The following is a 22,605-nucleotide window of genomic DNA, read 5'->3' as shown; positions in this document are numbered from 1 at the left end:
TACACAGTATAAACGCGTCAGTTTACCACGCTGAGTGCGAAACCACACCCGTGTTGATAAGTGCGAATTGCATTCCAGAATTGTCTTTTCGATCGGCCTTGTTGCATTCGCATACTGGATATTCATTCAGGTTTTTTTGTGTCATAATTATGCGTTTCGACCAGGCTGTGCCGGTTTTTTGCGAGATCCATCACAAAATCCCCCGCAAAAATCGCGACAGGCGCGGTGTATCATCAAGACGGGAAGTGTAAATGGACAATATCGAAGTTCGTGGTGCTCGAACCCATAATCTGAAAAACATCAACCTGATCATCCCGCGTGACAAACTGATCGTCGTCACCGGCCTGTCCGGTTCCGGCAAGTCTTCGCTGGCTTTCGATACGCTGTACGCCGAAGGGCAGCGGCGCTATGTCGAATCACTCTCCGCCTATGCGCGCCAGTTCCTGTCGCTGATGGAAAAACCGGACGTCGATCATATCGAAGGCCTGTCGCCGGCGATCTCCATCGAGCAGAAATCCACCTCGCACAACCCGCGATCCACGGTCGGCACCATTACCGAGATCCACGACTACCTGCGCCTGCTGTTCGCCCGCGTCGGCGAGCCGCGCTGCCCGGACCACCATGTGCCGCTGGCGGCGCAAACCGTCAGCCAAATGGTCGATAACGTGCTGAGCCAGCCGGAAGGCAAGCGCCTGATGCTGCTGGCGCCGGTGGTGAAAGACCGCAAGGGCGAGCACACCAAAACGTTGGAAAACCTGGCCGCCCAGGGCTATATCCGCGCGCGCATCGACGGCGAAGTGTGCGATCTGTCCGATCCGCCGAAGCTGGAGCTGCAGAAGAAACACACCATCGAAGTGGTGGTCGACCGTTTCAAGGTGCGCGACGACATGGCGCAGCGCCTGGCCGAGTCGTTCGAAACCGCGCTGGAGCTGTCCGGCGGCACCGCGGTGGTGGCGGACATGGACGACGAAAAAGCGGACGAGCTGCTGTTCTCCGCCAACTTCGCCTGCCCGATCTGCGGCTACAGCATGCGCGAGCTGGAACCGCGCCTGTTTTCCTTCAACAACCCGGCCGGCGCCTGCCCGACCTGCGACGGCCTGGGCGTGCAGCAGTTCTTCGATCCGGATCGCGTGGTGCAAAACCCCGAGCTGTCGCTGGCCGGCGGCGCGATCCGCGGCTGGGATCGCCGCAACTTCTACTATTTCCAGATGCTGCGCTCGCTGGCGGAGCACTATGAGTTCGACGTCGAAGCGCCATTCAACACCCTGAGCGCCAACGTGCAGAAGGCGGTGCTGAGCGGCTCCGGCAAAGAGTCTATAGAATTCAAATACATCAACGATCGCGGTGACACCACCGTGCGCCGCCATCCGTTCGAAGGCGTGCTGCACAACATGGAGCGCCGCTATAAAGAGACCGAGTCCAGCGCGGTGCGCGAAGAGCTGGCGAAGTTCATCAGCAACCGCCCTTGCGCCTCGTGCCACGGCACTCGCCTGCGTGAAGAAGCACGCAACGTGTTCGTCGAAGACACCACGCTGCCGGAGATCTCCGATCTGAGCATCGGCCATGCGATGACCTTCTTCCAGAACATGAAGCTCAGCGGCCAACGCGCCAAGATCGCCGAGAAAGTGCTGAAAGAGATCGGTGACCGCCTGAAATTCCTGGTGAACGTCGGCCTGAACTACCTGTCACTGTCTCGCTCGGCGGAGACGCTCTCCGGCGGCGAAGCGCAGCGAATCCGTTTGGCCAGCCAGATCGGCGCCGGCCTGGTGGGCGTGATGTACGTGCTGGATGAGCCGTCGATCGGCCTGCACCAGCGCGACAACGAGCGCCTGCTGGAAACGCTGATCCACCTGCGCAACCTCGGCAACACGGTGATCGTGGTGGAGCATGACGAAGACGCCATCCGCGCCGCCGATCACGTGATCGACATCGGCCCCGGCGCCGGCGTACACGGCGGCCAGGTGGTGGCGGAAGGCACCGTCGACGACATCATGGCGCAGCCGGAATCGCTGACCGGCCAGTTCCTCAGCGGCAAGCGCGAGATCGCCATCCCCGCGCAGCGCGTGCAGGCCGATCCGACCAAGGTGCTGAAGCTGAGCGGCGCGCGCGGCAACAACCTGAAGGACGTGACGCTGACGCTGCCGGTCGGTCTGTTTACCTGCATCACCGGCGTTTCCGGTTCCGGCAAATCGACGCTGATCAACGATACGCTGTTCCCGATCGCCCAGCGCCAGCTCAACGGCGCCACCATCGCCGAACCGGCGCCGTTCCGCGAAGTGACCGGCCTGGAGCATTTCGACAAGGTGATCGACATCGATCAGAGTCCGATCGGCCGCACGCCGCGCTCCAACCCGGCCACCTACACCGGCATCTTCACCCCGGTGCGCGAGCTGTTCGCCGGTGTGCCGGAATCGCGCAGCCGCGGTTACACGCCGGGCCGCTTCAGCTTCAACGTCAAGGGCGGACGCTGTGAAGCCTGCCAGGGCGACGGGGTGATCAAGGTCGAGATGCACTTCCTGCCGGACATCTACGTGCCGTGCGACCAGTGCAAGGGCAAGCGTTATAACCGCGAAACGCTGGAAGTGAAGTACAAGGGCAAGAGCATCCACGAAGTGCTGGAGATGACCATCGAAGAAGCGCGCGATTTCTTCGACGCGGTGCCGGCGCTGGCGCGCAAGCTGCAGACCCTGATGGATGTCGGCCTGTCCTACATCCGCCTCGGCCAGTCGGCCACCACGCTCTCCGGCGGTGAAGCGCAGCGCGTCAAGCTGGCGCGCGAACTGTCGAAGCGCGGCACTGGCCAAACGCTGTATATCCTCGACGAACCGACCACCGGTCTGCACTTCGCCGATATCCAACAGCTGTTGGCGGTGCTGCATCAGTTGCGCGATCAGGGCAATACCATCGTGGTCATCGAGCATAACCTGGATGTGATCAAGACCGCCGACTGGATCGTCGATCTGGGGCCGGAAGGCGGCAGCGGCGGCGGCGAGATCCTGGTCGCCGGCACGCCGGAAACGGTGGCCGATTGTGAGAAATCGCACACCGCACGCTTCCTGAAGCCGCTGTTGAACCAGTAATGCCGCCGGCGTGCGGGCCGTCGCTCAGGCGGTCCGCACGCTGACCCGTTTCCCCGCAATCAAACAGAAACGGGCAAGATTTCGACATTTTCAGGTATTTCCCTCCGTACTCACCGCTTTTATCATCAATGTTCCCTCGGCGGCCGCCCTGTCTGATTCAGGCCGCGTCTCGCCGGCACTTCGCTGCCGGTCAAACGTTGTCCCCCATACATTGATAACTGGAGCGACCATGAACATTACCCATGCCTATGCCGCGCATGACGCGAAGTCTGCGCTGGTGCCTTTCGATTACCAGCCGCGCGCCCTGCGCGACCACGATGTGCAAATTCAGGTGTTGTTCTGCGGCGTCTGCCACTCGGATCTGCACCAGGCGCGCAATGAATGGAGCAATACGATTTACCCGGTGGTGCCGGGCCACGAAATCGTCGGCCGCGTTAGCGCCGTCGGCGACCATGTCTCGCGTTACCGGGTCGGCGATCTGGTCGGCGTCGGTTGCATGGTGGATTCCTGCCGCAGCTGCCCGAGCTGCGATGAGGGGCTGGAACAGTATTGCGAGAATGGCTTTACCGGCACCTATAACGGCCAGGATCGCCACACCGGCGCCGTAACCTACGGCGGCTACTCCACCAATCTGGTGGTGGATCAGGACTTCGTGCTGCGCGTGCCGGAAAACCTCGATCCGGCCGGGGTCGCGCCGCTGCTGTGCGCCGGCATCACCACCTATTCGCCGCTGCGCCAGTGGGGCGCGGGGCCAGGCAAAAAGGTCGGCATCGTCGGCCTCGGCGGCCTGGGGCACATGGGCGTCAAACTGGCGCGGGCGATGGGCGCGCACGTGGTGCTGTTCACCACCTCGCCGTCGAAAATCGAAGACGCCAAGCGCCTCGGCGCCCATGAAGTGGTGATTTCGCGCAACCCGGATGAGATGGCGCAGCACGTTAATAGCTTCGACTTCATCCTCAACACGGTAGCAGCTCAGCACGATCTGAACCCGTTCCTCAACTTGCTGCGCCGCGACGGCACCCTGACGCTGGTCGGCGCGCCGGAGCACGATCATCCGTCACCGCAGGTGTTCAACCTGATCATGAAGCGCCGCCGCATCGCCGGTTCGCTGATCGGTGGCATCGCGGAAACGCAAGAGATGCTGGACTTCTGCGGCCAACACGGCATCACGTCCGATATCGAGCTGATCCCGATGCAGCAAATTAATGAGGCCTATGAGCGCATGCTGAAAAGCGACGTGAAGTACCGCTTCGTGGTGGATATCGACTCGCTGCGAGCCTGATGACGGCGGGCGCCCGGCGGCGCCCGTTTTTTTATAGCTGCTTGATGACCCTGGCCGGGTTGCCGCCCACCACGCAGTTGGCCGGCACGTCTTTGGTCACTACCGCGCCGGAGGCCACGACCGCATTATCGCCGATGGTCACCCCCGGATTGATCACCGCGCGCCCGCCGATCCACACATTGTCGCCAATCCTGACAGTCTTACCGAACTCCGCGCCGCCGACGCGGGTCTCGGCGTCCAGCGGATGGGTCGCGGTGTAAATATGCACGCCCGGCGCCAGCAGGCAGTTGTCGCCGATATGCACTTCGCACACGTCGAGGATCACGCAGTCGAAATTGGCGTAGAAGTTCTTGCCGAGATAAATGTTATAGCCGTAGTCGCAGCGGAAGGTCGGCTCGATGGTGCCGCCCTGATAGCCGCCCAGCAGCTCACCCAGCCACTGTTTGCGCAGCTCACCCTCTTCCGGCGAGGAGTGGTTATAGCGATGCGTCAACTGGCGCGCGTGCCGACGTTCGCTGCGCAGCAGGTCGTCGCCGGCGTCGTACAGTTCCCCGGCGATCATCTTGCGCTTTTCTTCGCTCATGGCCATGTCGGCCTCCTTAATCTTATCCGCGTTTCTTGAATGCCCAAGCGTAGCCGCTTTTGCCCGGCGACAAAAAGGGAACGTTCCCAATTTAAAACCGCGATCACGATTTAACACGGGAAAACAGGAGAAAAACGAGGGCCGCCGCCCGGCTATCAGGCGCGCAGTTCCTGGCGCACGTGTTCGGGCAGGCCTTCCACCACCAGCTGATAGGAGCTGTCGATCAGCGTGTAAAACTGCGAGTTCGGCAGGTTGCCGTCGAGAAACACCGTATTCCAGTGCGCCTTGTTCAGGCCGTCGCAGGCGACGATCTCCGGATGGTGTTCACGCAGGCTTTCCGCCAGCTCCGGGCTGGACTTGACCGCCAGCGCCGGCCGCCCTTCGATCTCGCACACCATGGCGAACATCACGTCGCCCACCTTGATCTGGCTGGCCTGCCACTGGTTCTGGTCGCTCTGCTCCGCGCCCGGCTTCGCCATGCAGTACTCCAGCAATGCGCTGTTATTCATTGGGTTATTCCCCCTGTAATGTGGCCACAATACGGCGTGCTCCGCCGTGGATGCGGTGCTCCCCCAGCCAGATGCCCTGCCATGTGCCCAACATCAGCCGCCCATGCCTGACGGGCAGCGTCAAGGAAGCGCCCAGCAGCGAGGATTTGATGTGCGCCGGCATGTCGTCCGGCCCTTCGTAGTCATGCTGATAGGGTGCGTTTTCCGGCACCTGACGCAGGAAATGCTGCTCTATATCGGCTCGCACCGTGGGATCGCAGTTCTCGTTGAGCGTCAGCGAGGCCGAGGTGTGCTGCAGCAACAGATGCAGCAGGCCGGTTTGCAGGCGGTGTAAGTGGGTTAACTGGTTGGTGATCTCGTCGGTAACCAGATGAAAGCCACGCGCTTTTGCGCTGAGGATTAGCGTTTGCTGATGCCACATGAGTGAGCGCCCCTCAATCAGTATATTCTCTCTCCGGTTTGCGGCAACTTCGGCGGCGCGCCGGCAATAAAAAAGGAGCGATATCGCTATCGCTCCCGATGAACGTCCGTTCAGACTAACAGGCGTTACTGCACCGCGGCAAACGCCTCGGCCACCTGACGCACGTTGTTGTGGTTCAGGCCGGCCACGCACATGCGGCCGCTGTGGATCAGGTAGACGCCGAACTCTTCACGCAAGCGATCGACCTGCGCCGCGCTGAAGCCGGTGTAGCTGAACATACCGCGCTGCGCCAACAGGTAGTCAAAGTTGCGCTGCGGCAGCGCGCTCTTCAGGGTGTCCACCAGCGCGTGACGCATTTCGAGAATGCGGGTGCGCATGCTCTCCACTTCGTCCAGCCACTGGGTTTTGAGCTGGGCGTCGTTCAGCACCTTGGCCACCAGCTGCGCGCCGAAGTTTGGCGGGCTTGAGTAGTTGCGGCGCACGGTGGCCTTCAGCTGGCCCAGCACGCGCCCGGCCGCCTCTTCGCTTTCGCACACCACCGACAGGCCGCCGACGCGCTCGCCGTACAGCGAGAAAATCTTCGAGAACGAGTTGCTCACCAGGCACGGCAGGCCGGCCGCCGCGATGGCGCGAATGGCGTAGGCGTCTTGCTCCATGCCGCCGCCGAAGCCCTGATAGGCGATATCGAGGAACGGAATGATTTCACGCTCGGCGATCACCTTGACCACCTCATCCCACTGGGCGGGGGTCAGGTCGGAACCGGTCGGGTTGTGGCAGCACGGGTGCAGCAGCGCGATGCTGTGCTTCGGCAGCTGTTTCAGCGCAGCGAGCATGGCGTCGAACTTCACGCCCAGGCTTTCGCTGTCGAAATACGGGTAGGTATTCACTTTGAAACCGGCGCCGCTGAAGATGGCGACGTGGTTTTCCCAGGTCGGATCGCTGACCCACACCTGCGAATCCGGGAAATAGGTTTTCAGGAAGTCGGCGCCCACTTTCAACGCGCCGGAACCGCCGACGGTCTGAATGGTGGCGATGCGCCCCTGCTGCAGCATCGGGTGCTGCGCGCCGAACAGCAACTGCTGGATGGCGGAACGGTAGGGTTGCAGCCCTTCCATCGGCAGGTATACCGAGGCGCCGTGCTCGACGCTGTTCAACTGCGCTTCCGCCGCAGCGACCGCCCGCATCTGCGGAATGATGCCCTGCGCATCGTAGTACAGGCCGATACTCAGGTTCACCTTGTGCGCACGCGGGTCTTGTTTGAATTTTTCCATCAGCGACAGAATGGGATCGCCGGCATAGGCGTCAACGTTCTGGAACACGGGGTTTTTCTCCTGGTTTATTGTGGTTTGGGCACAGCGTTACGTTCCTAATATAGACGGAAAAGCGCATTCGGTTTTAGCTTTATCTCGTCACCGGCAACAAACCGTTTTCCTTGATGCGATTGAGCACCACCGCCGTTTTGATATGCGCCACGCTTTTGTGCGGCGACAGCGTCTGGCTGATGAATTCGCTCAGCGCCGGCAGGTCAGCCACCGCCACTTTCAGCAGGTAATCGGCGTCGCCGGTGGTCTTGTAAGCGTCGAGGATCGCGTCCACGTCCTCCAGCATCTGATGAAAGCTGTCGATCTGCTCCTGCGCGTGCGTGATCAGGCTGACTTCGATCAGCCCCACCAGCCCCAGGCCGACCGCCTCCGGCGCCAGCCGCGCGTGGTAACCGCGGATCAGCTGCGCCTGCTCCAGGCTGATGCGCCGCCGTGAGCACTGGGAAGCGGAAAGCCCCACCAACTCGCTCAGTTCCTGATTGGTCAGACGGCCGTTGGCCTGTAACAGCGTCAGGATTTTCATATCAAAATCGTCAATGTTGTACATAGCCACCTGTAAACTGTGTTAATAAATGTTGACGTTACAGCCTACCAGTTTTTTTACCGTTGCCGACGTCACACCCTGGCGTTTGAATCGCGTACAGCAGCAACGCCCGGCGTTTTCGCCGGTAAGCGGCATAAAAAACGGCTAACTCATGCAGGCAAACGACAATTAACGGCGAAGTAACGCATAAAACCACGAATGTATAAAAAGGACGCCAGATGAAAAAGCTTCTCCCCCTCGCGCTGCTGCTCGCCGCCGGCGGTGCCGGTGCGCAATCCCACCTGGACAAGGTGCTGCAGCAGAAGACCCTGGAGGTCTGCACCACCGGCGACTACAAGCCCTATACCTTCCTCAAGGAAGACGGCGGCTATGAAGGCATCGATATCGACATGGCGGAATCGCTGGCGAAGAGCCTGGGCGCCAAGGTGAAGTGGGTGAAAACCAGCTGGAAAACCCTGACCCCGGACTTCGTCGGCGGCAAGTGCGACATCGCCATGGGCGGCATCTCCGTCACGCTGGAGCGGCAAAAGCAGGTGTTCTTCGCCGACAAGCTGGATACCGACGGCAAAATCCCGCTGGTGCGCTGCACCGACGTGAAGAAATACCGCACGATAGAACAGATCAACAAACCGTCGGTGCGTCTGTTGGAACCGGCGGGCGGCACCAATGAAGCCTTCGTGCACGCCTATCTGCCGAAGGCCAAACTGACGCTGACGCACGACAACATGAGCATTTTCCAGCAGTTGGTGGATCGCAAGGCGGACGTGATGATCACCGACGCCTCCGAGGCGTTGTACCAACAAAAGCGCTATCCGAAGCTGTGCGCGGTGAATCCGACCAAACCGATGCAGTACGGCGAGAAGGCTTACATGCTGCCGCGCGACGATCTGAGTTGGAAACTGTATGTGGATCAGTGGCTGCACCTGGCCAAGGCGACCGGCGAGTATCAGAAGGTTATCGATAAGTGGTTGGCGGTAAAGAAGTAACGCGCTGAGAAACGGGGCCGACGCGCGTCGGCCCCTGCGGCGCATCAGTCGCCGATGTATTCCATCGCCACGCGCTGCGTGAGCTTGGTGATCAGTTCATAAGCGCTGATGCCGGTGCAGGCGGCGATACGCTCGACCGGCAATGCCGGCCCCCACAGCACCGCTTCATCCCCCACCTTATCGGCGGCATCCGGCCCGAGATCGACCGAAATCATGTCCATCGACACCCGGCCGACGATCGGCACTTCACGGCCGTTGATCAGGATCGGCGTGCCGGTCGGCGCGCTGCGCGGGTAACCGTCGCCGTATCCCATCGCCACCACGCCCAGCCGGGTATCGCGCGGACTTACCCAGGTGCCGCCGTAGCCGACCGCTTCGCCGGCCTTGTGCTCGCGCACCGCGATCAGGCTGGATTTCAGGGTCATCGCCGGCTGCAGACCATGCTCGGCGCCGCTGCCGTTATCCAGCGGCGACACGCCGTACAGAATGATGCCGGGACGCACCCACTCGTTGTGGGCGTCCGGCCACAGCAGCGTGCCGCCGGAGGCGGCGACCGAGCGCTGGCCCGGTTTGCCGCGCGCGAACTGCTCGAAGCAGGCGATCTGTTTCAGGGTGGCGTCGGACTCCGGCTCATCGGCGCGGCTGAAGTGGCTCATGATATTGACCGGCTGCGCCACGTTGCGGCAGGCGCACAGGCGCTGATAAAACGCTTCCGCCTGTTCGGGACGCACCCCCAACCGATGCATGCCGGTATCGAGCTTCATCCACACCGGCACCGGGCGCGCCAGTTCGGCCTGCTCCAGCGCTTCGAGCTGTTCGATGCAGTGCACCGCGGTTTCGATGTTGTTCGCCACCAGCACCGGCAGGTCTTCGGCACAGAAGAAACCTTCCAGCAGCAGGATCGGTTTGACGATGCCGCCGGAACGCAGCATCAGCGCCTCGCCGATGCGCGCCACGCCGTAGCAGTCGGCGTCTTGCAGGGTGTGTGCTGTTTCCAGCAGGCCATGTCCATAAGCGTTTGCTTTCACAACGGCAATCAGGCGGCTTTGCGGCGCCTGGCGGCGCACCTGTTGCAGATTATGTCGCAGAGCGCGGCGGTCGATTACAGCGGTTGCCGCTTTCATTTCAGTTCCTTAGCTGATTATTCGTCATCGTATTGTGGCCCCGCGTAGTTGTCGAAACGCGACCACTGGCCGTTAAAGGTAAGGCGCACGGTGCCGATGGGGCCGTTACGCTGCTTACCGATAATAATTTCCGCGATCCCTTTCAGATCGCTGTTCTCGTGATACACCTCATCACGATAGATGAACATAATCAGGTCGGCATCCTGCTCGATAGAGCCGGATTCACGCAAGTCGGAGTTGACCGGGCGTTTGTCGGCGCGCTGCTCCAGGCTTCGGTTCAGCTGCGACAGCGCCACCACCGGCACCTGCAGCTCTTTCGCCAGCGCCTTCAGCGAGCGCGAAATCTCGGCGATCTCCAGCGTACGGTTGTCGGACAGGGCCGGCACGCGCATCAACTGCAGGTAGTCGATCATGATAAGGCTAAGCCCGTCGTGCTCGCGGAAAATGCGCCGCGCGCGCGAGCGCACTTCGGTCGGCGTCAGGCCGGAGGAGTCGTCGATGTACATGTTGCGCTTCTCCAGCAGGATGCCCATGGTGCTGGAAATGCGCGCCCAGTCCTCGTCGTCGAGCTGGCCGGTACGGATGCGCGTCTGATCCACGCGCGACAGCGACGCCAGCATACGCATCATGATCTGCTCGCCAGGCATCTCCAGGCTGAAGATCAGCACCGGTTTTTCCTGGGTCATCGCGGCGTTTTCGCACAGGTTCATGGCGAAGGTGGTTTTCCCCATCGAAGGACGGGCGGCGACGATGATCAGATCGGACTTTTGCATGCCCGCGGTTTTCTTGTTGAGGTCCTGATAGCCGGTATCAACCCCGGTCACGCCGTCGTGCGGCTGCTGATACAGCTGCTCGATGCGCGACACGGTGTCTTCCAGGATGCGCTCGATGCCCTTCGGGCCTTCGTCTTTGCTGGCGCGGTTCTCGGCGATTTGGAACACGCGGGATTCCGCCAGATCGAGCAGGTCTTCGCTGCTGCGCCCCTGCGGATCGTAGCCGGCGTCGGCGATTTCGTTAGCCACCGAGATCATTTCGCGCACCACCGCGCGCTCGCGCACGATGTCCGCGTAGGCGCCGATGTTGGCGGCGCTCGGGGTGTTTTTCGACAGCTCAGCCAGGTAGGCGAAGCCGCCGACCGAGTCCAGCTCGCCCTTCTGCTCGAGCGATTCGGACAGGGTGATGAGGTCGATCGGCTTGCTCATCTCCAGCAGACGCTGCATCTCGGTAAAGATCAGGCGGTGCGGGCGGCTGAAGAAGTCGTTGGCGACCACGCGCTCCGCCACGTTGTCCCAGCGCTCGTTATCCAGCATCAAACCGCCCAACACCGACTGTTCTGCCTCCAGCGAGTGCGGCGGCATCTTCAGCCCTTCCATCTGACGATCTCTGGAACGCTCTCTGGTTTCGTCCGCGTTTGTTTTGTTGGTTGGTTTTTTTCCTGCCATGAAACGTAGTCTTTATCCGGTTGCGAATGAGGGTGAGGCTGCTGACGCAAGAGTATACGTGATTTTTCCGCACGATTCCGCCGCATAATTGCCACAGGCCGGCGCACGGGCAGGCTAGATCTCCGCAGCCAAAAGGCATAGGGTGAATTCAGATAACCAAATGAGGGTAGAACATGGCCAAGCGCATTCAATTCTCCGCCACCGGCGGGCCGGAAGTCTTGCAATACGTTGATTTTACACCGCTCGATCCGGCGGCCGGCGAAGTGCAGATCGAGAACAAGGCGATCGGCATCAACTACATCGATACCTATGTACGCAGCGGCCTGTATGCGCCGGCGAGCCTGCCGAGCGGCCTCGGCACCGAAGCGGCCGGCGTGGTGGTCAAGGTCGGCGCCGGCGTCAGCGCGATCAAACCGGGTGACCGGGTGGTGTATGCGCAATCGGCGCTCGGCGCCTACAGCGAGATCCACAACGTGTCGGAAGAAAAAGTGGCGCTGCTGCCGCACAACCTGAGCTTTGAACAGGGCGCCGCCTCTTTCCTGAAAGGGCTGACGGTACACTACCTGCTGCGCCAGACCCACGACGTGCAACCGGGTGAAGTGTTTCTGTTCCATGCCGCCGCCGGCGGCGTCGGCCTTATCGCCTGCCAATGGGCGAAAGCGCTGGGCGCGCGCCTGATCGGCAGCGTCGGCTCCGACGAGAAGGCCGCGCTGGCGAAGCAGGCCGGCGCCTGGGCCACCATCAACTACCATAAAGAAGATATCGCCCAACGAGTGGCCGAGCTGACGCACGGCGAGAAGGTCGGCGTGGTGTACGATTCGGTGGGGCAAAGCACCTGGCAGGCCTCGCTCAACAGCCTGAAGCGGCGCGGCCTGATGGTCAGCTTCGGCAACGCCTCAGGCCCGGTGACCGGCGTCGATCTGGCGCTGCTGAATCAGAAGGGCTCGCTGTACGTCACCCGCCCCTCCCTCAACGGCTACATCACCAACCGCGCCGAGCTGCAGTACGCCAGCAACGAGCTGTTCTCCCTGATCGGCAGCGGCGCCATTCGGGTGGAAGTGAAAGACGAGCAGAAATTCGCGCTGGCCGACGCCCAGCGGGCACACCAAGTATTGGAAAGCCGCAGCACCAGTGGCTCCAGTCTGCTGATCCCCTGATCGCGGCAAAAGAAAAGGGCTCCTTGCGGAGCCCTTTCTGTTACTGCGTTTTGTAGGGGTAGAGCAGAGTCCGCCAGAGACCGGGGGTTGCTTCAGCAACACGAATTTTGGTTGTCTCTCACGGTGATGAAATCGGTCGCATCACTGCATCGACCAACATCCTAGCAGCCCCGTCCGGCAAAAAACACGCTTTATGTGCCACATCGCCGGGTAAAACTGCCAAGCTGTGATCGCTGCCGCATTAGCGTGGCGGGCAGTTATGCAAGTTTCATCGCGACTGACTGATTATTCGGCAAAAAATCAGTAACGCCGGATCTGGGGTTTCTGCATCGAACGGTAAATCCATACCCCAACCACCGCCAAAATCAACCACGGCAACAGCTTAATCACCACCGCGAACAACCCACCCAACAGCATGAACGCCGCCGCCGCCAACAGCGCAGCGAAGATCCCCAGCAGCGAGATGCCGGTCACCATCAGCATCACCACAAAGCCAATGAGAAAGAAGATTTCCAACATGATTGCTCCTTTGCAACTCAACGTATCTGCAGAGTGGATTACAAGAAGCGTGCCAGAATGGCGGAAGGGCTAACCTATTGAAAAAACGGGGCAGACATCCGGCAACACGCCGAATGCCTGGCGAAAAAGACTAACTGTTGGTCAAACTTTTTGTGGGTTACGCCATTTCGACGCGCGGCTGACGCACCAACGCCAGCGCCTGCTCCACCACCCGCGCATCGGCGCCCGGCTTGTGGGCGTTCTCGCTCAGGTGGCGACGCCACTGGCGCGCGCCCGGCACACCCTGGAACAAACCGAGGATGTGGCGGGTGATGTGGCCGAGATAGGTGCCGTTGGACAGCTCGCGCTCAATATACGGATACAGCGCTTCGACGATCGCCACGCTGTCCGGCACCGCGGTCTGCGCGCCGAACAGTTCGCTGTCGACCCGCGCCAGGATGCCCGGATTCTGGTACGCCTCGCGCCCCATCATCACGCCGTCCAAATGCTGCAGGTGCTGTTGCGCCTCTTCCAGCGTTTTCACTCCACCGTTGATGGCGATGGTCAGCGCCGGGAAATCCCGCTTCAACTGATAAACGCGCGGGTAGTCCAGCGGCGGCACTTCGCGGTTCTCTTTCGGGCTGAGGCCGGAGAGCCAGGCTTTGCGAGCGTGGATAGTGAACATGTCGCACTCGCCGCGCCCGGCGACGGTCTGGATAAAGTCGCACAGGAAGGCGTAGCTGTCCTGATCGTCGATGCCGATGCGGGTCTTCACCGTCACCGGTATCGATACGACGTCGCGCATCGCCTTGATGCAGTCGGCGACCAGCGTCGCCTGGCCCATCAGGCAGGCGCCGAACATGCCGTTTTGCACGCGATCGGACGGACAGCCGACGTTGAGGTTAATCTCGTCATAACCGCGCTGCTCCGCCAGTTTGGCGCAGTGCGCCAGCGCGACCGGATCGCTGCCGCCCAGCTGCAGCGCCACAGGATGCTCTTCTTCGCTGTAGGCCAGGTAGTCACCCTTGCCGTGTATGATCGCGCCGGTGGTCACCATTTCGGTGTACAGCAGCGTTGCCTTGGTCAGCAGGCGGTGGAAGTAACGGCAATGACGATCGGTCCAGTCGAGCATTGGCGCGATGGAGAAGCGATTGGCGGCGTAGGTTGGGGCGTGGTTGTCTTTCGTCATGCTGAGTTACTGGCTACCTGAGTCTGTCTGGGTTCAACGAACGGCGCGCGGCCGCAAACGGCTATTATAACGACAATCGGCGCCGTTGGGAAAACCGCCTTGCCGGCGGCGTAAATAAGCGGGAGTAAGGCGAATAAATTCACGCGTTCAGGTGTTATCTCATTACGGGCGCGCACGGCGCCTCTGCCTTGAGGACACAACCATGAACAGCTTCATTAAACGCCTGCTGGCATCGACCATTGCCGGCTGCCTGCTGTTTTCCGGCGGGGCGCTGGCGATGGGCGGCGACGGCAGCAGCCAAACCCCGCCGACCTGTCCGAAAGGCCAGGTCTATGACAGTAAAACCCAGACCTGCACGGTGGATAAAAGCAGCAAAGTCGACGACGCCGACCGCACTAACTATGCCTATGCACTGGCGAAAAGCGGCCGCTATCAGGAAGCGATCGATATGCTCAACACGCTGAAAAATCCCAACACCGCCGTCGCACTGAATTATCGCGGCTACGCCACGCGCAAACTTGGCCGCACCGATGAGGGTATCGGCTATTATTTAAAATCAGTCGCCCTCGATCCGAAATACCCCAAAGTGCGCGAGTACCTGGGGGAAGCCTATATGCTGAAAGGGCGGCCCGACCTGGCTCGCCAACAGCTGCAGGTGATCCAGTCGCTGTGCGGCACCGGGTGCGAGGAGTACCGTGATTTGGCGGCAGCCATCGACCGCCACCCGGAATCTTGATCCGACGCGCCTGCGGAGGTGACTATCAGCGGCGATGCGATACGCGATGAACTCGGCCACTATCTCTCCCGCCTGTGGCGCTATGCGCTGGTGCTTTCGCACCGGCGGGATATCGCCGACGATCTGGTGCAGGCGACCTGCGTGCGTGCGCTGGAACGCGCCGCGCAATTCACCCCCGGTTCTCACCTGGATCGCTGGTTGTTTTCCATCCTGCACTCCATCTGGCTCAATGAAGTTCGCGCCCAGCATCTTCGCCAGGGGCAAGGCTGCATGGCGGCGGAAGAGCTTGGCGATGCGGACAACGGTGAACAGCCAGTCTGGCTCAATGAAGTGATGCGGCGCGTAAACCGGCTGCCGGCGGCCCAGCGCAACGCGCTGTTTTTGGTGTATGTCGAAGGGCTGTCCTACCGGGAAGCGGCGAAAGTGCTGGCGGTGCCAATCGGCACCGTCATGAGCCGCCTTGCGGCCGCACGTCAGGCCTTGGCCGATGACCGCCAGTTGCCAAACGACGATTCGCACCATAAGAAGCCCCCTCCTCCCCCTTTGCCCCGCACTCGCCGATAAACCGCTGGCCGCCGATTCGTATTCAGCGCCCTATTCCAACGCGCGGATAACCCGGCACGGCTGCCCCAGCGCCAACACATTGGCCGGAATGTCGCCGGTGACGATGCTGCCCGCGCCGATAGTCGTGCCATCGCCGATGGTCACTCCCGGCAGGATCACCACGTTGCCGCCGATCCACACGTTGCTGCCGATGGACACCGGCTGCGCCGAGGTGCGGAAAGGAAAAGCCGGATCGCCGGTAAAGCGTTCACCGGCCTTCAGCGGATGACTCGGCGTGTAGATTTGCACGTTGGGGCCGATCAGCGTGTTGTCGCCGATGGTGATGGTGTTGCAGTCGAGGAACACCGCATTGACGTTGATAAAACAGTTTTTGCCGATGCGGACATGCTGCCCGTAGTCGCACCAGAATGGCGTTTCGATCCAGCTCGCCTCACCCCAGCTGCCGAACAGCTCGCCGAGCAGGCGATTTTTCTCGTCCGCCTGATGCGAATCCAGCGCCTCCAGGCTTTTGGTCAACGCCCTGGCTCGATGGTACAGGGCGATCAGTTCTTCATCGCGGCTGTTGTACTCCAGGCCGCTTAACAGCTTCTCTCTTTCCGTCATCACACAAGGCTCCTGCTTATCACGCGGATGAAGCGCGTTATACCGCTCTCGTCCCCCGCTCTCCAGCGCTAAAACCGGCAACGTTGATTTGCCGTCCGGCGGAGGGGAAAAGTTGTGATGCATCTCTCTTTTAGCGCGCTCAGCGCGCCTTTCTCTGCGCTATCCTCAGGGGAAAAGGGGGCAACTCTCGGCGATTCGCCGTAATCATGGTAAAATCGGCTTTTTTACGTACCGGGATATTTGCGATGAACTCAACCACCCAGGAAAAGCTGCTGGCGCAGGCGGAACGCCTCTGCCAGCAACGCAATGTGCGATTGACGCCGCAACGGCTGGAAGTGCTGCGTCTGATGACTCAGCAACCCGGTGCAATCAGCGCTTACGACCTGCTCGATCTGCTGCGCGTCGCCGAACCGCAGGCCAAGCCGCCGACGGTCTACCGCGCGCTGGATTTTCTGCTGGAGCAAGGGTTTATCCATAGGGTGGAGTCCGCCAACAGCTACGTGCTGTGCCACCACTTCGAACAGCCGATGCATACGTCCGCGCTGTTTATCTGCGACCGCTGCGGCCAGGTGACCGAACGCACCACCGAAGGCGTAGAGGAAACGCTGCAAAAGCTGGCTCAGGAGGCCGGATTTGCGCTGCGGCACAGCGTAGTGGAAGCGCACGGTCTGTGCGCCGGCTGCGTGGAAGTTGAAGCTTGCGACAGCAAGCATGACTGCGCCGAACACGATCACAGCATCGCCATCAAGAAGAAGTAAGACAAAATCAGGTACCTCCCTGTACCTGCGGCCGGAGCGCCAGAGGATGGAGCGACGCCGGCCTGCGCTGTGCAAGCCGCCTTCAATGGCGGCCCTGCAGATTACCAGCGGTGTTTGGTGTGATCTTCCCAGGCTTTCACCTCTTTTTCGGCCGCCTCTTTCTGGTAACCGTAGCGCTCCTGGATTTTGCCGACCAGCTGTTCGCGTTTCCCTTCGATGACCGTCAGATCGTCATCGGTCAGCTTGCCCCATTTCTCTTTCACTTTGCCTTTCAGCTGCTTCCAGTTACCGTCGGCTTGATCTTTATTCATAGTCTCTCCGTTAACCTGTGGTGAATCAGTGATCCCTGTCGCCGGCCGGGGTTAACCAGAAACTTTTCTGGCTGATGCTCCCTTCACCTTAAGAAGCAACGCTCCCCTTCATTTACCAGCCACATGATTCATTCTAGTTAAAAGTGGAAATAAAAAAGCCAGTTTGCAGAATAAAAAACCATTAAAAAACACAATAAAAACAAAAAACGCCAACAAACAACGAGCTAACGCGAACGAATCTGGACTAAAAACATGTAAGCAAATATGAGCAAAACATAAGATAAATTAATAAATAACCCAACAAAGCGTTCGACCTAGCGTGCAGCAAACCAACTGCTGCGCACCTGATGACGGTGCCAAATCCAGCCCAACGCCAGGCCGCGCAGCGCCAGAAACACCGCCAGCGCCAGCCAGAGCCCGTGGTTGCCTAGCAGCGGCACGCTGAACAGCGCCAGACCGTATCCCGCAGCGGCCACCGCCATGCTGTTACGCATCTCGGCGCCGCGCGTGGCGCCGATAAACATGCCGTCCAGCAAATAGCACCACACCCCGACCAACGGCAGAATGACCTGCCAGGGTAAATAATGGGCGGCCAACGCACGCAGTTCCGGCAAAGAGGTCAATGCCGCCACGATCTGCTGGCCGGTAACGGCATACGCCAGGCCGAAGGCCAACGCGACCAGCCCTGCCTGCCTGCAGGCCGCGTGCCACACCTTGCGCAGTTGGCTGTCGTCCCGGGCGCCGTAGGCGTGGCCCGAATGAGCCTCCACCGCATAAGCAAAACCGTCGAGCGCATAGGCGGTGAACGTCAGCAGATTCATCAATACCGCATTGACCGCCACCACCTCGCTTCCCAGGCGAGCGCCGAAAATGGTCAACGACGCAAAGCACAGTTGCAGCAACAGTGAACGCAGCATGATGTCGCGATTGAGCGCCAGCAGGCGACGCAGATCGCCACGCCAGGCCTGGCGCAGCATCTGCAGGGTAATACCGCGCAGGCGCATCACCCGCCACGCCAACCACAGGCCGAGCAGCAGCGTAGCGTATTCGGCGATGGCGGTTGCCGCCGCCGCCCCCCGCACGTTCCAGCCCAGGCCCATCACCAGCCAGATATCCAGCACGATGTTCAGCAGGTTGCCGACGATCAGCAGGATCACCGGCGCCCGCACGTACTGCACGCCGAGCAGCCAGCCCAGCAGCACCAGGTTGGCCAGCGCCGCCGGGGCGCTTAACCAGCGGATCTCAAGAAAACGCCGCGCCTGTTCCAGCACCTCGCCATCGCCGCCGACGATCCGCAGCGCCAGTTCGATCAGCGGGTAGCGCAACAGGACGATCGCCCCCCCGGCCAACAGCGCCAGCAGCAGCGGTTGCATAAAGGCGCGCGCCAGCGCTTGCGGGTTCTGTGCCCCCAGCGCCTGCGCCGCGAGGCCGGTGGTGCTCATGCGCAGGAATAACAGCAGCATGAAGAGGAAGCTGGTCGCCACCGCGCCGATCGCCACGCCCCCCAGGTAGATCGGGCTGTCGAGGTGGCCTATCACCGCGGTGTCCACCAGCCCGAGCAGCGGCACGGTGATATTGGAGAAGATCATCGGCAGGGCGAGGCGCCACAGGGCTTTATCGGTGTCGCTGGTGAAGGCGGAAATCAGGCGCATGATGGGATGTTCCTGTGACTGAGTGACAAAGGGCGAAGTCAGAAACAAAAACGCCCCAAAACAGGGGCGATTGATACAGGGAGCGGCGGTGATGGCGCGGCGATTAAATCCAGTCGCCGTTGCGGATCACGCCGACCGCCAGCCCTTCGATAGTGAAATTCTGCTGACGCAGATCGACCACTATCGGTTGGAATTCGTTGTTCTCCGGCAGCAGTTCAACCACGTTGCCGTGCTTTTTCAAGCGCTTGACCGTCACTTCGTCTTCGATGCGCGCGACCACGACCTGGCCGTTGCGCACGTCTTGCGTTTTGTGCACCGCCAGCAGATCGCCGTCCAGAATGCCGATGTCGCGCATCGACATGCCGTTCACCCGCAGCAGGAAATCGGCGCTCGGTTTAAACAGGGAAGGATCCACCTGGTAGTGCCCTTCGATGTGCTGCTGCGCCAGCAGCGGCTCGCCGGCGGCGACGCGGCCGATCAGCGGCAGCCCTTCTTCTTCTTCCATCAGCAGACGGATACCGCGCGAGGCACCGGAGACGATTTCGATCACGCCTTTGCGTGCCAGCGCCTTCAGGTGTTCTTCGGCGGCGTTAGGCGAACGGAACCCCAGACGCATCGCGATCTCGGCACGCGTTGGCGGCATGCCCGTTTGCGAAATGTGCTCGCGAATCAGATCGTAGACCTCTTGCTGTCTGGTAGTTAGTGCTTTCATTCCGCCCCCTGTTTGTTTATACAGTCTTGCTGTGAGTATATACAGGTAAGCGCGGATTGGGAACCGAAGAATAAATAAAAATCAGTCAGTAGGCGCTTTTCGTCAGCCGAAATGCTGCCATAAGACCGTGCCCCAAACGAACAGCGCCAGCGCGATCGCCAGCGACACCGCCGCCGATCCCATGTCCTTGGCCCGCCCGGACAGCTCGTGATGTTCGCTGCCGATGCGATCCACCACCGCCTCGATCGCGCTGTTCAGGATCTCGACGATCATCACCAGCGCTACCGATCCGATCAATAAAATGCGCGCTATCGCACCCACATCCAGCCAGACAGCCAGTATGATAGCCAGAAGGGTGACCACCAGTTCCTGGCGGAAAGCCGCTTCGTGCTGCCAGGCGGCGGATAGCCCTTTATAGGAATAGCCGGCGGCCTTGATGATGCGGGTCAGTCCGGTTGCTTGGTTTGCCATGTTTTCGTGCCTTTCTCAGAGGTCGGTCATAATAAAAAGAGTCTAGAACAGTCGGCGCTGACGGCTCTCGGTTTTCGAACACCACAGATCTGCTACCCGGTTTCTGGTATGCTTGCGGCGCATTGCTAACAAGAGGCTTCACGTTGTTATGTCAGGTTGGCGTAAAATTTATTATAAAATATTGAATTTACCACTTAAATTGTTGGTAAGAAGTAAGGTCATCCCTTCAGATCCGGTTACCGAGCTAGGGTTGGATCCCTCACGGCCGATTTTGTATGTTTTACCTTACAATTCCAAGGCGGATTTGCTGACGCTGCGCACCCAGTGCCTGGCGCAGGATCTGCCCGATCCGCTCAACTCGCTGGAGATCGACGGCACCGTGCTGCCGAGCTACGTGTTCATTCACGACGGCCCGCGCGTGTTCCGCTACTACACCCCGAAAGAAGAGTCGGTAAAGCTGTTCCACGACTATCTGGATCTGCATCGCAGCAACCCGGATCTCGACATTCAGATGCTGCCGGTTTCGGTCATGTTCGGCCGCTCGCCGGGCCGCGAAGGCCACGGCACGCCGCACCTGCGTCTGTTGAACGGCGTGCAGAAGTTCTTCGCCGTGCTGTGGCTCGGCCGCGACAGCTTCGTGCGTTTCTCCAACACCGTGTCGCTGCGCCGTATGGCGACCGAACACGGCACGGATAAAACCATCGCGCAGAAACTGGCGCGCGTGGCGCGCATGCACTTCTCGCGTCAGCGCCTGGCCGCGGTGGGCCCAAGCCTGCCGGCCCGTCAGGATCTGTTCAACAAGCTGTTGGCGTCCAAAGCGATCGAAAAAGCGGTCGAGGACGAAGCGCGCAGCAAGAAGATCTCGCACGAGAAGGCCCAGCAGAACGCCATCGCGCTGATGGAAGAGATCGCCGCCGACTTCTCCTACGAAACCGTGCGTCTGTCCGACCGCGTGCTGAGCTGGACCTGGAACCGGTTGTATCAGGGCATCAACGTCACCAACGCCGAGCGCGTGCGCCAGCTGGCGCAGGACGGCCACGAGATCGTCTACGTGCCCTGCCACCGCAGCCACATGGACTATCTGCTGCTGTCCTACGTGCTGTATCACCAGGGCCTGGTGCCGCCGCACATCGCCGCGGGCATCAACCTCAACTTCTGGCCGGCCGGCCCGATCTTCCGCCGCCTGGGCGCGTTCTTCATCCGCCGCACCTTCAAGGGCAACAAGCTGTACTCGACGGTGTTCCGCGAATACCTCGGCGAGCTGTTCACCCGCGGTTACTCGGTGGAATACTTCGTGGAAGGCGGCCGTTCCCGCACCGGGCGCCTGCTGGAGCCGAAGACCGGCACCCTGTCGATGACCATTCAGGCGATGCTGCGCGGCGGCACCCGTCCGATCACGCTGGTGCCGATTTACATCGGTTACGAGCACGTGATGGAAGTGGGTACCTACGCCAAAGAGCTGCGCGGCGCCACCAAGGAAAAAGAGAGCCTGCCGCAGATGCTGCGCGGCCTGCGCAAGCTGCGCAACCTGGGTCAGGGTTACGTCAACTTCGGCGAACCGCTGCCGTTGACAGCTTACCTCAACCAGAACGTGCCGCAGTGGCGCGAGTCGATCGATCCGATCGAAGCTCAGCGTCCAAGCTGGCTGACGCCGACGGTCAACGATCTGGCCGGCCAGATCATGGTGCGCATCAACAATGCCGCCGCGGCCAACGCCATGAACCTGTGTTCCACCGCGCTGCTGGCCTCGCGTCAGCGTTCGCTGACCCGCGAACAGCTGGTCGAACAGCTCGAGTGCTACCTGCAGCTGATGCGCAACGCGCCTTACGCGCATGACGTCACCGTACCGACGCAAACGCCGGACGAGCTGCTGGATCACGCGCTGAACATGAACAAGTTCGAGGTGGAAAAGGACAACATCGGCGACATCATCATTCTGCCGCGCGAACAGGCGGTGCTGATGACCTATTACCGCAACAACATCCACCACCTGCTGGTGTTGCCGTCGCTGATCGCCAGCATCGTGATGCATCACCGCCGGGTATCGCGCGCCGAACTGCTGCGCCAGATCGGCATGATCTACCCGATGCTGAAAGCCGAGCTGTTCCTGCATAACGACAAGGAACAGCTGCCGGACGTGCTGCGGCCGATGATCGACGAGCTGATCCGTCAACAGTTGATCTGCGACAAAGGCGACGATCTGGTGCTCAACCCGGCGCGCATTCGCCCGCTGCAGCTGCTGGCCGCCGGGGTGCGCGAAACCCTGCAACGCTACGCCATCACCATGTCGATCCTCAGCGCCAACCCGAGCATCAACCGCGGCGCGCTGGAAAAAGAGAGCCGCATCATGGCGCAGCGTCTGTCGGTGCTGCACGGCATCAACGCGCCGGAGTTCTTCGACAAGGCGGTGTTCTCCACCCTGGTGGCGACGCTGCGTGAAGAAGGCTACATCAACGACAGCGGCGATGCGATCCGCGAACACACCCTCGAGGTGTACAGCATGCTGAGCGATCTGATCACGCCGGAAATCAAGCTGACCATCGAAAGCGTCAACATGCCGGAAGAGACTAACGCTCTGCCGCAAACCGATGCGGAAGAAGAGAAAGACGAGTGATTTCGCCCGGCGCGAAAACACAAAAGGCACCCCTTGGGGTGCCTTTT

General features: G+C 60.8%; 22 protein-coding genes. 8 read left to right on the top strand and 14 right to left on the bottom strand.

Annotated elements, in window-relative coordinates; translation table 11 throughout:
• Positions 1–251: 251 nt before the first annotated feature.
• Entirely contained in the window at positions 252–3,080 is a 2,829-nt protein-coding gene (gene uvrA / locus ACMGGK_RS01550) for an excinuclease ABC subunit UvrA (protein ID WP_015379213.1), read from the top strand.
• Between the two features lie 229 nt (positions 3,081–3,309).
• Positions 3,310–4,362 (top strand): NAD(P)-dependent alcohol dehydrogenase, encoded by a 1,053-nt coding sequence (locus tag ACMGGK_RS01545; protein WP_016930261.1) that lies wholly within the window; start codon positions 3,310–3,312, stop codon positions 4,360–4,362.
• A 31-nt stretch (positions 4,363–4,393) separates the two neighbouring features.
• Here the strand turns inward: ACMGGK_RS01545 and maa are convergent, their stop codons facing one another.
• From maa to ACMGGK_RS01520, 5 genes are all read right to left on the bottom strand, one after another.
• Positions 4,394–4,951 (bottom strand): maltose O-acetyltransferase, encoded by a 558-nt coding sequence (gene maa, locus ACMGGK_RS01540; RefSeq protein WP_049299927.1) that lies wholly within the window; start codon positions 4,949–4,951, stop codon positions 4,394–4,396.
• A gap of 149 nt (positions 4,952–5,100) precedes the next feature.
• Positions 5,101–5,454, bottom strand: coding sequence for an MmcQ/YjbR family DNA-binding protein (locus ACMGGK_RS01535; protein WP_016930263.1), 354 nt, complete (start codon positions 5,452–5,454; stop codon positions 5,101–5,103).
• 4 nt (positions 5,455–5,458) lie between these two features.
• The gene (locus ACMGGK_RS01530) at positions 5,459–5,875 is read right to left on the bottom strand and encodes a secondary thiamine-phosphate synthase enzyme YjbQ (protein WP_420276633.1); all 417 of its coding nucleotides are present in this window, start codon (positions 5,873–5,875) and stop codon (positions 5,459–5,461) included.
• 125 nt (positions 5,876–6,000) lie between these two features.
• Positions 6,001–7,194: an amino acid aminotransferase gene (locus ACMGGK_RS01525; RefSeq protein ID WP_016930265.1), complete on the bottom strand. Its 1,194-nt coding sequence runs from the start codon at positions 7,192–7,194 to the stop codon at positions 6,001–6,003.
• Positions 7,195–7,276: 82 nt separating this feature from the next.
• Positions 7,277–7,744, bottom strand: a complete 468-nt coding sequence (locus ACMGGK_RS01520) for an Lrp/AsnC family transcriptional regulator (protein ID WP_016930266.1) — start codon at positions 7,742–7,744, stop codon at positions 7,277–7,279.
• A 215-nt stretch (positions 7,745–7,959) separates the two neighbouring features.
• On the opposite strand from ACMGGK_RS01520, the gene ACMGGK_RS01515 reads away from it, so the two are divergent.
• Positions 7,960–8,727 (top strand): transporter substrate-binding domain-containing protein, encoded by a 768-nt coding sequence (locus tag ACMGGK_RS01515; protein ID WP_016930267.1) that lies wholly within the window; start codon positions 7,960–7,962, stop codon positions 8,725–8,727.
• A 44-nt stretch (positions 8,728–8,771) separates the two neighbouring features.
• On the opposite strand, the gene alr is transcribed toward ACMGGK_RS01515, so the two are convergent.
• Together alr and dnaB are read right to left on the bottom strand one after the other, a co-directional pair.
• Entirely contained in the window at positions 8,772–9,851 is a 1,080-nt protein-coding gene (gene alr / locus ACMGGK_RS01510) for an alanine racemase (protein ID WP_016930268.1), read from the bottom strand.
• 17 nt (positions 9,852–9,868) lie between these two features.
• Complete coding sequence (gene dnaB / locus ACMGGK_RS01505) at positions 9,869–11,293, bottom strand: replicative DNA helicase (protein ID WP_025160134.1); 1,425 nt, start codon at positions 11,291–11,293, stop codon at positions 9,869–9,871.
• 173 nt (positions 11,294–11,466) lie between these two features.
• Here dnaB and ACMGGK_RS01500 point away from each other — a divergent pair, with 173 nt between their 5' ends.
• Positions 11,467–12,450: a quinone oxidoreductase gene (locus ACMGGK_RS01500; RefSeq protein WP_420276632.1), complete on the top strand. Its 984-nt coding sequence runs from the start codon at positions 11,467–11,469 to the stop codon at positions 12,448–12,450.
• 300 nt (positions 12,451–12,750) lie between these two features.
• Here ACMGGK_RS01500 and pspG read toward each other — a convergent pair whose 3' ends face one another.
• Positions 12,751–12,969, bottom strand: coding sequence for an envelope stress response protein PspG (gene pspG / locus ACMGGK_RS01495; protein ID WP_016930270.1), 219 nt, complete (start codon positions 12,967–12,969; stop codon positions 12,751–12,753).
• 157 nt (positions 12,970–13,126) lie between these two features.
• Complete coding sequence (dusA, locus tag ACMGGK_RS01490; protein ID WP_420276631.1) at positions 13,127–14,137, bottom strand: tRNA dihydrouridine(20/20a) synthase DusA; 1,011 nt, start codon at positions 14,135–14,137, stop codon at positions 13,127–13,129.
• 202 nt (positions 14,138–14,339) lie between these two features.
• Here dusA and ACMGGK_RS01485 point away from each other — a divergent pair, with 202 nt between their 5' ends.
• Together ACMGGK_RS01485 and ACMGGK_RS01480 are read left to right on the top strand one after the other, a co-directional pair.
• Positions 14,340–14,873 (top strand): tetratricopeptide repeat protein, encoded by a 534-nt coding sequence (locus ACMGGK_RS01485; RefSeq protein WP_016930272.1) that lies wholly within the window; start codon positions 14,340–14,342, stop codon positions 14,871–14,873.
• 18 nt (positions 14,874–14,891) lie between these two features.
• A complete protein-coding gene (locus ACMGGK_RS01480; RefSeq protein WP_049299929.1) occupies positions 14,892–15,437 on the top strand; it encodes an RNA polymerase sigma factor in 546 nt (181 codons plus the stop codon).
• Between the two features lie 30 nt (positions 15,438–15,467).
• Here ACMGGK_RS01480 and ACMGGK_RS01475 read toward each other — a convergent pair whose 3' ends face one another.
• The gene (locus ACMGGK_RS01475; RefSeq protein ID WP_033639268.1) at positions 15,468–16,040 is read right to left on the bottom strand and encodes a sugar O-acetyltransferase; all 573 of its coding nucleotides are present in this window, start codon (positions 16,038–16,040) and stop codon (positions 15,468–15,470) included.
• A 245-nt stretch (positions 16,041–16,285) separates the two neighbouring features.
• Between ACMGGK_RS01475 and zur the strand changes: the two genes are divergently transcribed.
• The gene (gene zur / locus ACMGGK_RS01470) at positions 16,286–16,798 is read left to right on the top strand and encodes a zinc uptake transcriptional repressor Zur (RefSeq protein WP_015379223.1); all 513 of its coding nucleotides are present in this window, start codon (positions 16,286–16,288) and stop codon (positions 16,796–16,798) included.
• Positions 16,799–16,899: 101 nt separating this feature from the next.
• On the opposite strand, the gene ACMGGK_RS01465 is transcribed toward zur, so the two are convergent.
• The 4 genes from ACMGGK_RS01465 to ACMGGK_RS01450 all read right to left on the bottom strand — a co-directional run bounded on the left by ACMGGK_RS01465 (position 16,900) and on the right by ACMGGK_RS01450 (position 19,944).
• Positions 16,900–17,109, bottom strand: a complete 210-nt coding sequence (locus tag ACMGGK_RS01465) for a CsbD family protein (RefSeq protein ID WP_004936743.1) — start codon at positions 17,107–17,109, stop codon at positions 16,900–16,902.
• Between the two features lie 314 nt (positions 17,110–17,423).
• Positions 17,424–18,761 (bottom strand): MATE family efflux transporter DinF, encoded by a 1,338-nt coding sequence (dinF, locus tag ACMGGK_RS01460; RefSeq protein ID WP_420276630.1) that lies wholly within the window; start codon positions 18,759–18,761, stop codon positions 17,424–17,426.
• A gap of 103 nt (positions 18,762–18,864) precedes the next feature.
• Positions 18,865–19,473 carry a transcriptional repressor LexA gene (lexA, locus tag ACMGGK_RS01455; protein ID WP_004936736.1) on the bottom strand — a complete coding sequence of 203 codons (609 nt, stop codon included), beginning with the start codon at positions 19,471–19,473 and terminating at the stop codon, positions 18,865–18,867.
• A 102-nt stretch (positions 19,474–19,575) separates the two neighbouring features.
• Entirely contained in the window at positions 19,576–19,944 is a 369-nt protein-coding gene (locus ACMGGK_RS01450) for a diacylglycerol kinase (RefSeq protein WP_016930276.1), read from the bottom strand.
• Positions 19,945–20,092: 148 nt separating this feature from the next.
• On the opposite strand from ACMGGK_RS01450, the gene plsB reads away from it, so the two are divergent.
• A complete protein-coding gene (gene plsB, locus ACMGGK_RS01445) occupies positions 20,093–22,558 on the top strand; it encodes a glycerol-3-phosphate 1-O-acyltransferase PlsB (RefSeq protein WP_028127547.1) in 2,466 nt (821 codons plus the stop codon).
• Positions 22,559–22,605 lie beyond the last annotated feature (47 nt).

The sequence above is a fragment of the Serratia sp. BNK-33-b genome (assembly GCF_048684565.1).
Classification (GTDB): Bacteria; Pseudomonadota; Gammaproteobacteria; order Enterobacterales; family Enterobacteriaceae; genus Serratia; species Serratia marcescens.
The sequence above is the reverse complement of the archived record's forward strand: the minus strand, read 5'-3'. Positions and strand labels throughout refer to the sequence as shown.

Excerpts from the sequence above, each read along its gene's own strand:
- uvrA (WP_015379213.1), top strand. The coding sequence starts at position 252 with ATGGACAATATCGAAGTTCGTGGTGCTCGAACCCATAATCTGAAAAAC.
- ACMGGK_RS01545 (WP_016930261.1), top strand. The coding sequence starts at position 3,310 with ATGAACATTACCCATGCCTATGCCGCGCATGACGCGAAGTCTGCGCTG.
- maa (WP_049299927.1), bottom strand. The coding sequence starts at position 4,951 with ATGGCCATGAGCGAAGAAAAGCGCAAGATGATCGCCGGGGAACTGTAC.
- ACMGGK_RS01535 (WP_016930263.1), bottom strand. The coding sequence starts at position 5,454 with ATGAATAACAGCGCATTGCTGGAGTACTGCATGGCGAAGCCGGGCGCG.
- ACMGGK_RS01530 (WP_420276633.1), bottom strand. The coding sequence starts at position 5,875 with ATGTGGCATCAGCAAACGCTAATCCTCAGCGCAAAAGCGCGTGGCTTT.
- ACMGGK_RS01520 (WP_016930266.1), bottom strand. The coding sequence starts at position 7,744 with ATGTACAACATTGACGATTTTGATATGAAAATCCTGACGCTGTTACAG.
- ACMGGK_RS01515 (WP_016930267.1), top strand. The coding sequence starts at position 7,960 with ATGAAAAAGCTTCTCCCCCTCGCGCTGCTGCTCGCCGCCGGCGGTGCC.
- alr (WP_016930268.1), bottom strand. The coding sequence starts at position 9,851 with ATGAAAGCGGCAACCGCTGTAATCGACCGCCGCGCTCTGCGACATAAT.
- dnaB (WP_025160134.1), bottom strand. The coding sequence starts at position 11,293 with ATGGCAGGAAAAAAACCAACCAACAAAACAAACGCGGACGAAACCAGA.
- ACMGGK_RS01500 (WP_420276632.1), top strand. The coding sequence starts at position 11,467 with ATGGCCAAGCGCATTCAATTCTCCGCCACCGGCGGGCCGGAAGTCTTG.
- pspG (WP_016930270.1), bottom strand. The coding sequence starts at position 12,969 with ATGTTGGAAATCTTCTTTCTCATTGGCTTTGTGGTGATGCTGATGGTG.
- dusA (WP_420276631.1), bottom strand. The coding sequence starts at position 14,137 with ATGACGAAAGACAACCACGCCCCAACCTACGCCGCCAATCGCTTCTCC.
- ACMGGK_RS01485 (WP_016930272.1), top strand. The coding sequence starts at position 14,340 with ATGAACAGCTTCATTAAACGCCTGCTGGCATCGACCATTGCCGGCTGC.
- ACMGGK_RS01475 (WP_033639268.1), bottom strand. The coding sequence starts at position 16,040 with ATGACGGAAAGAGAGAAGCTGTTAAGCGGCCTGGAGTACAACAGCCGC.
- zur (WP_015379223.1), top strand. The coding sequence starts at position 16,286 with ATGAACTCAACCACCCAGGAAAAGCTGCTGGCGCAGGCGGAACGCCTC.
- ACMGGK_RS01465 (WP_004936743.1), bottom strand. The coding sequence starts at position 17,109 with ATGAATAAAGATCAAGCCGACGGTAACTGGAAGCAGCTGAAAGGCAAA.
- dinF (WP_420276630.1), bottom strand. The coding sequence starts at position 18,761 with ATGCGCCTGATTTCCGCCTTCACCAGCGACACCGATAAAGCCCTGTGG.
- lexA (WP_004936736.1), bottom strand. The coding sequence starts at position 19,473 with ATGAAAGCACTAACTACCAGACAGCAAGAGGTCTACGATCTGATTCGC.
- ACMGGK_RS01450 (WP_016930276.1), bottom strand. The coding sequence starts at position 19,944 with ATGGCAAACCAAGCAACCGGACTGACCCGCATCATCAAGGCCGCCGGC.
- plsB (WP_028127547.1), top strand. The coding sequence starts at position 20,093 with ATGTCAGGTTGGCGTAAAATTTATTATAAAATATTGAATTTACCACTT.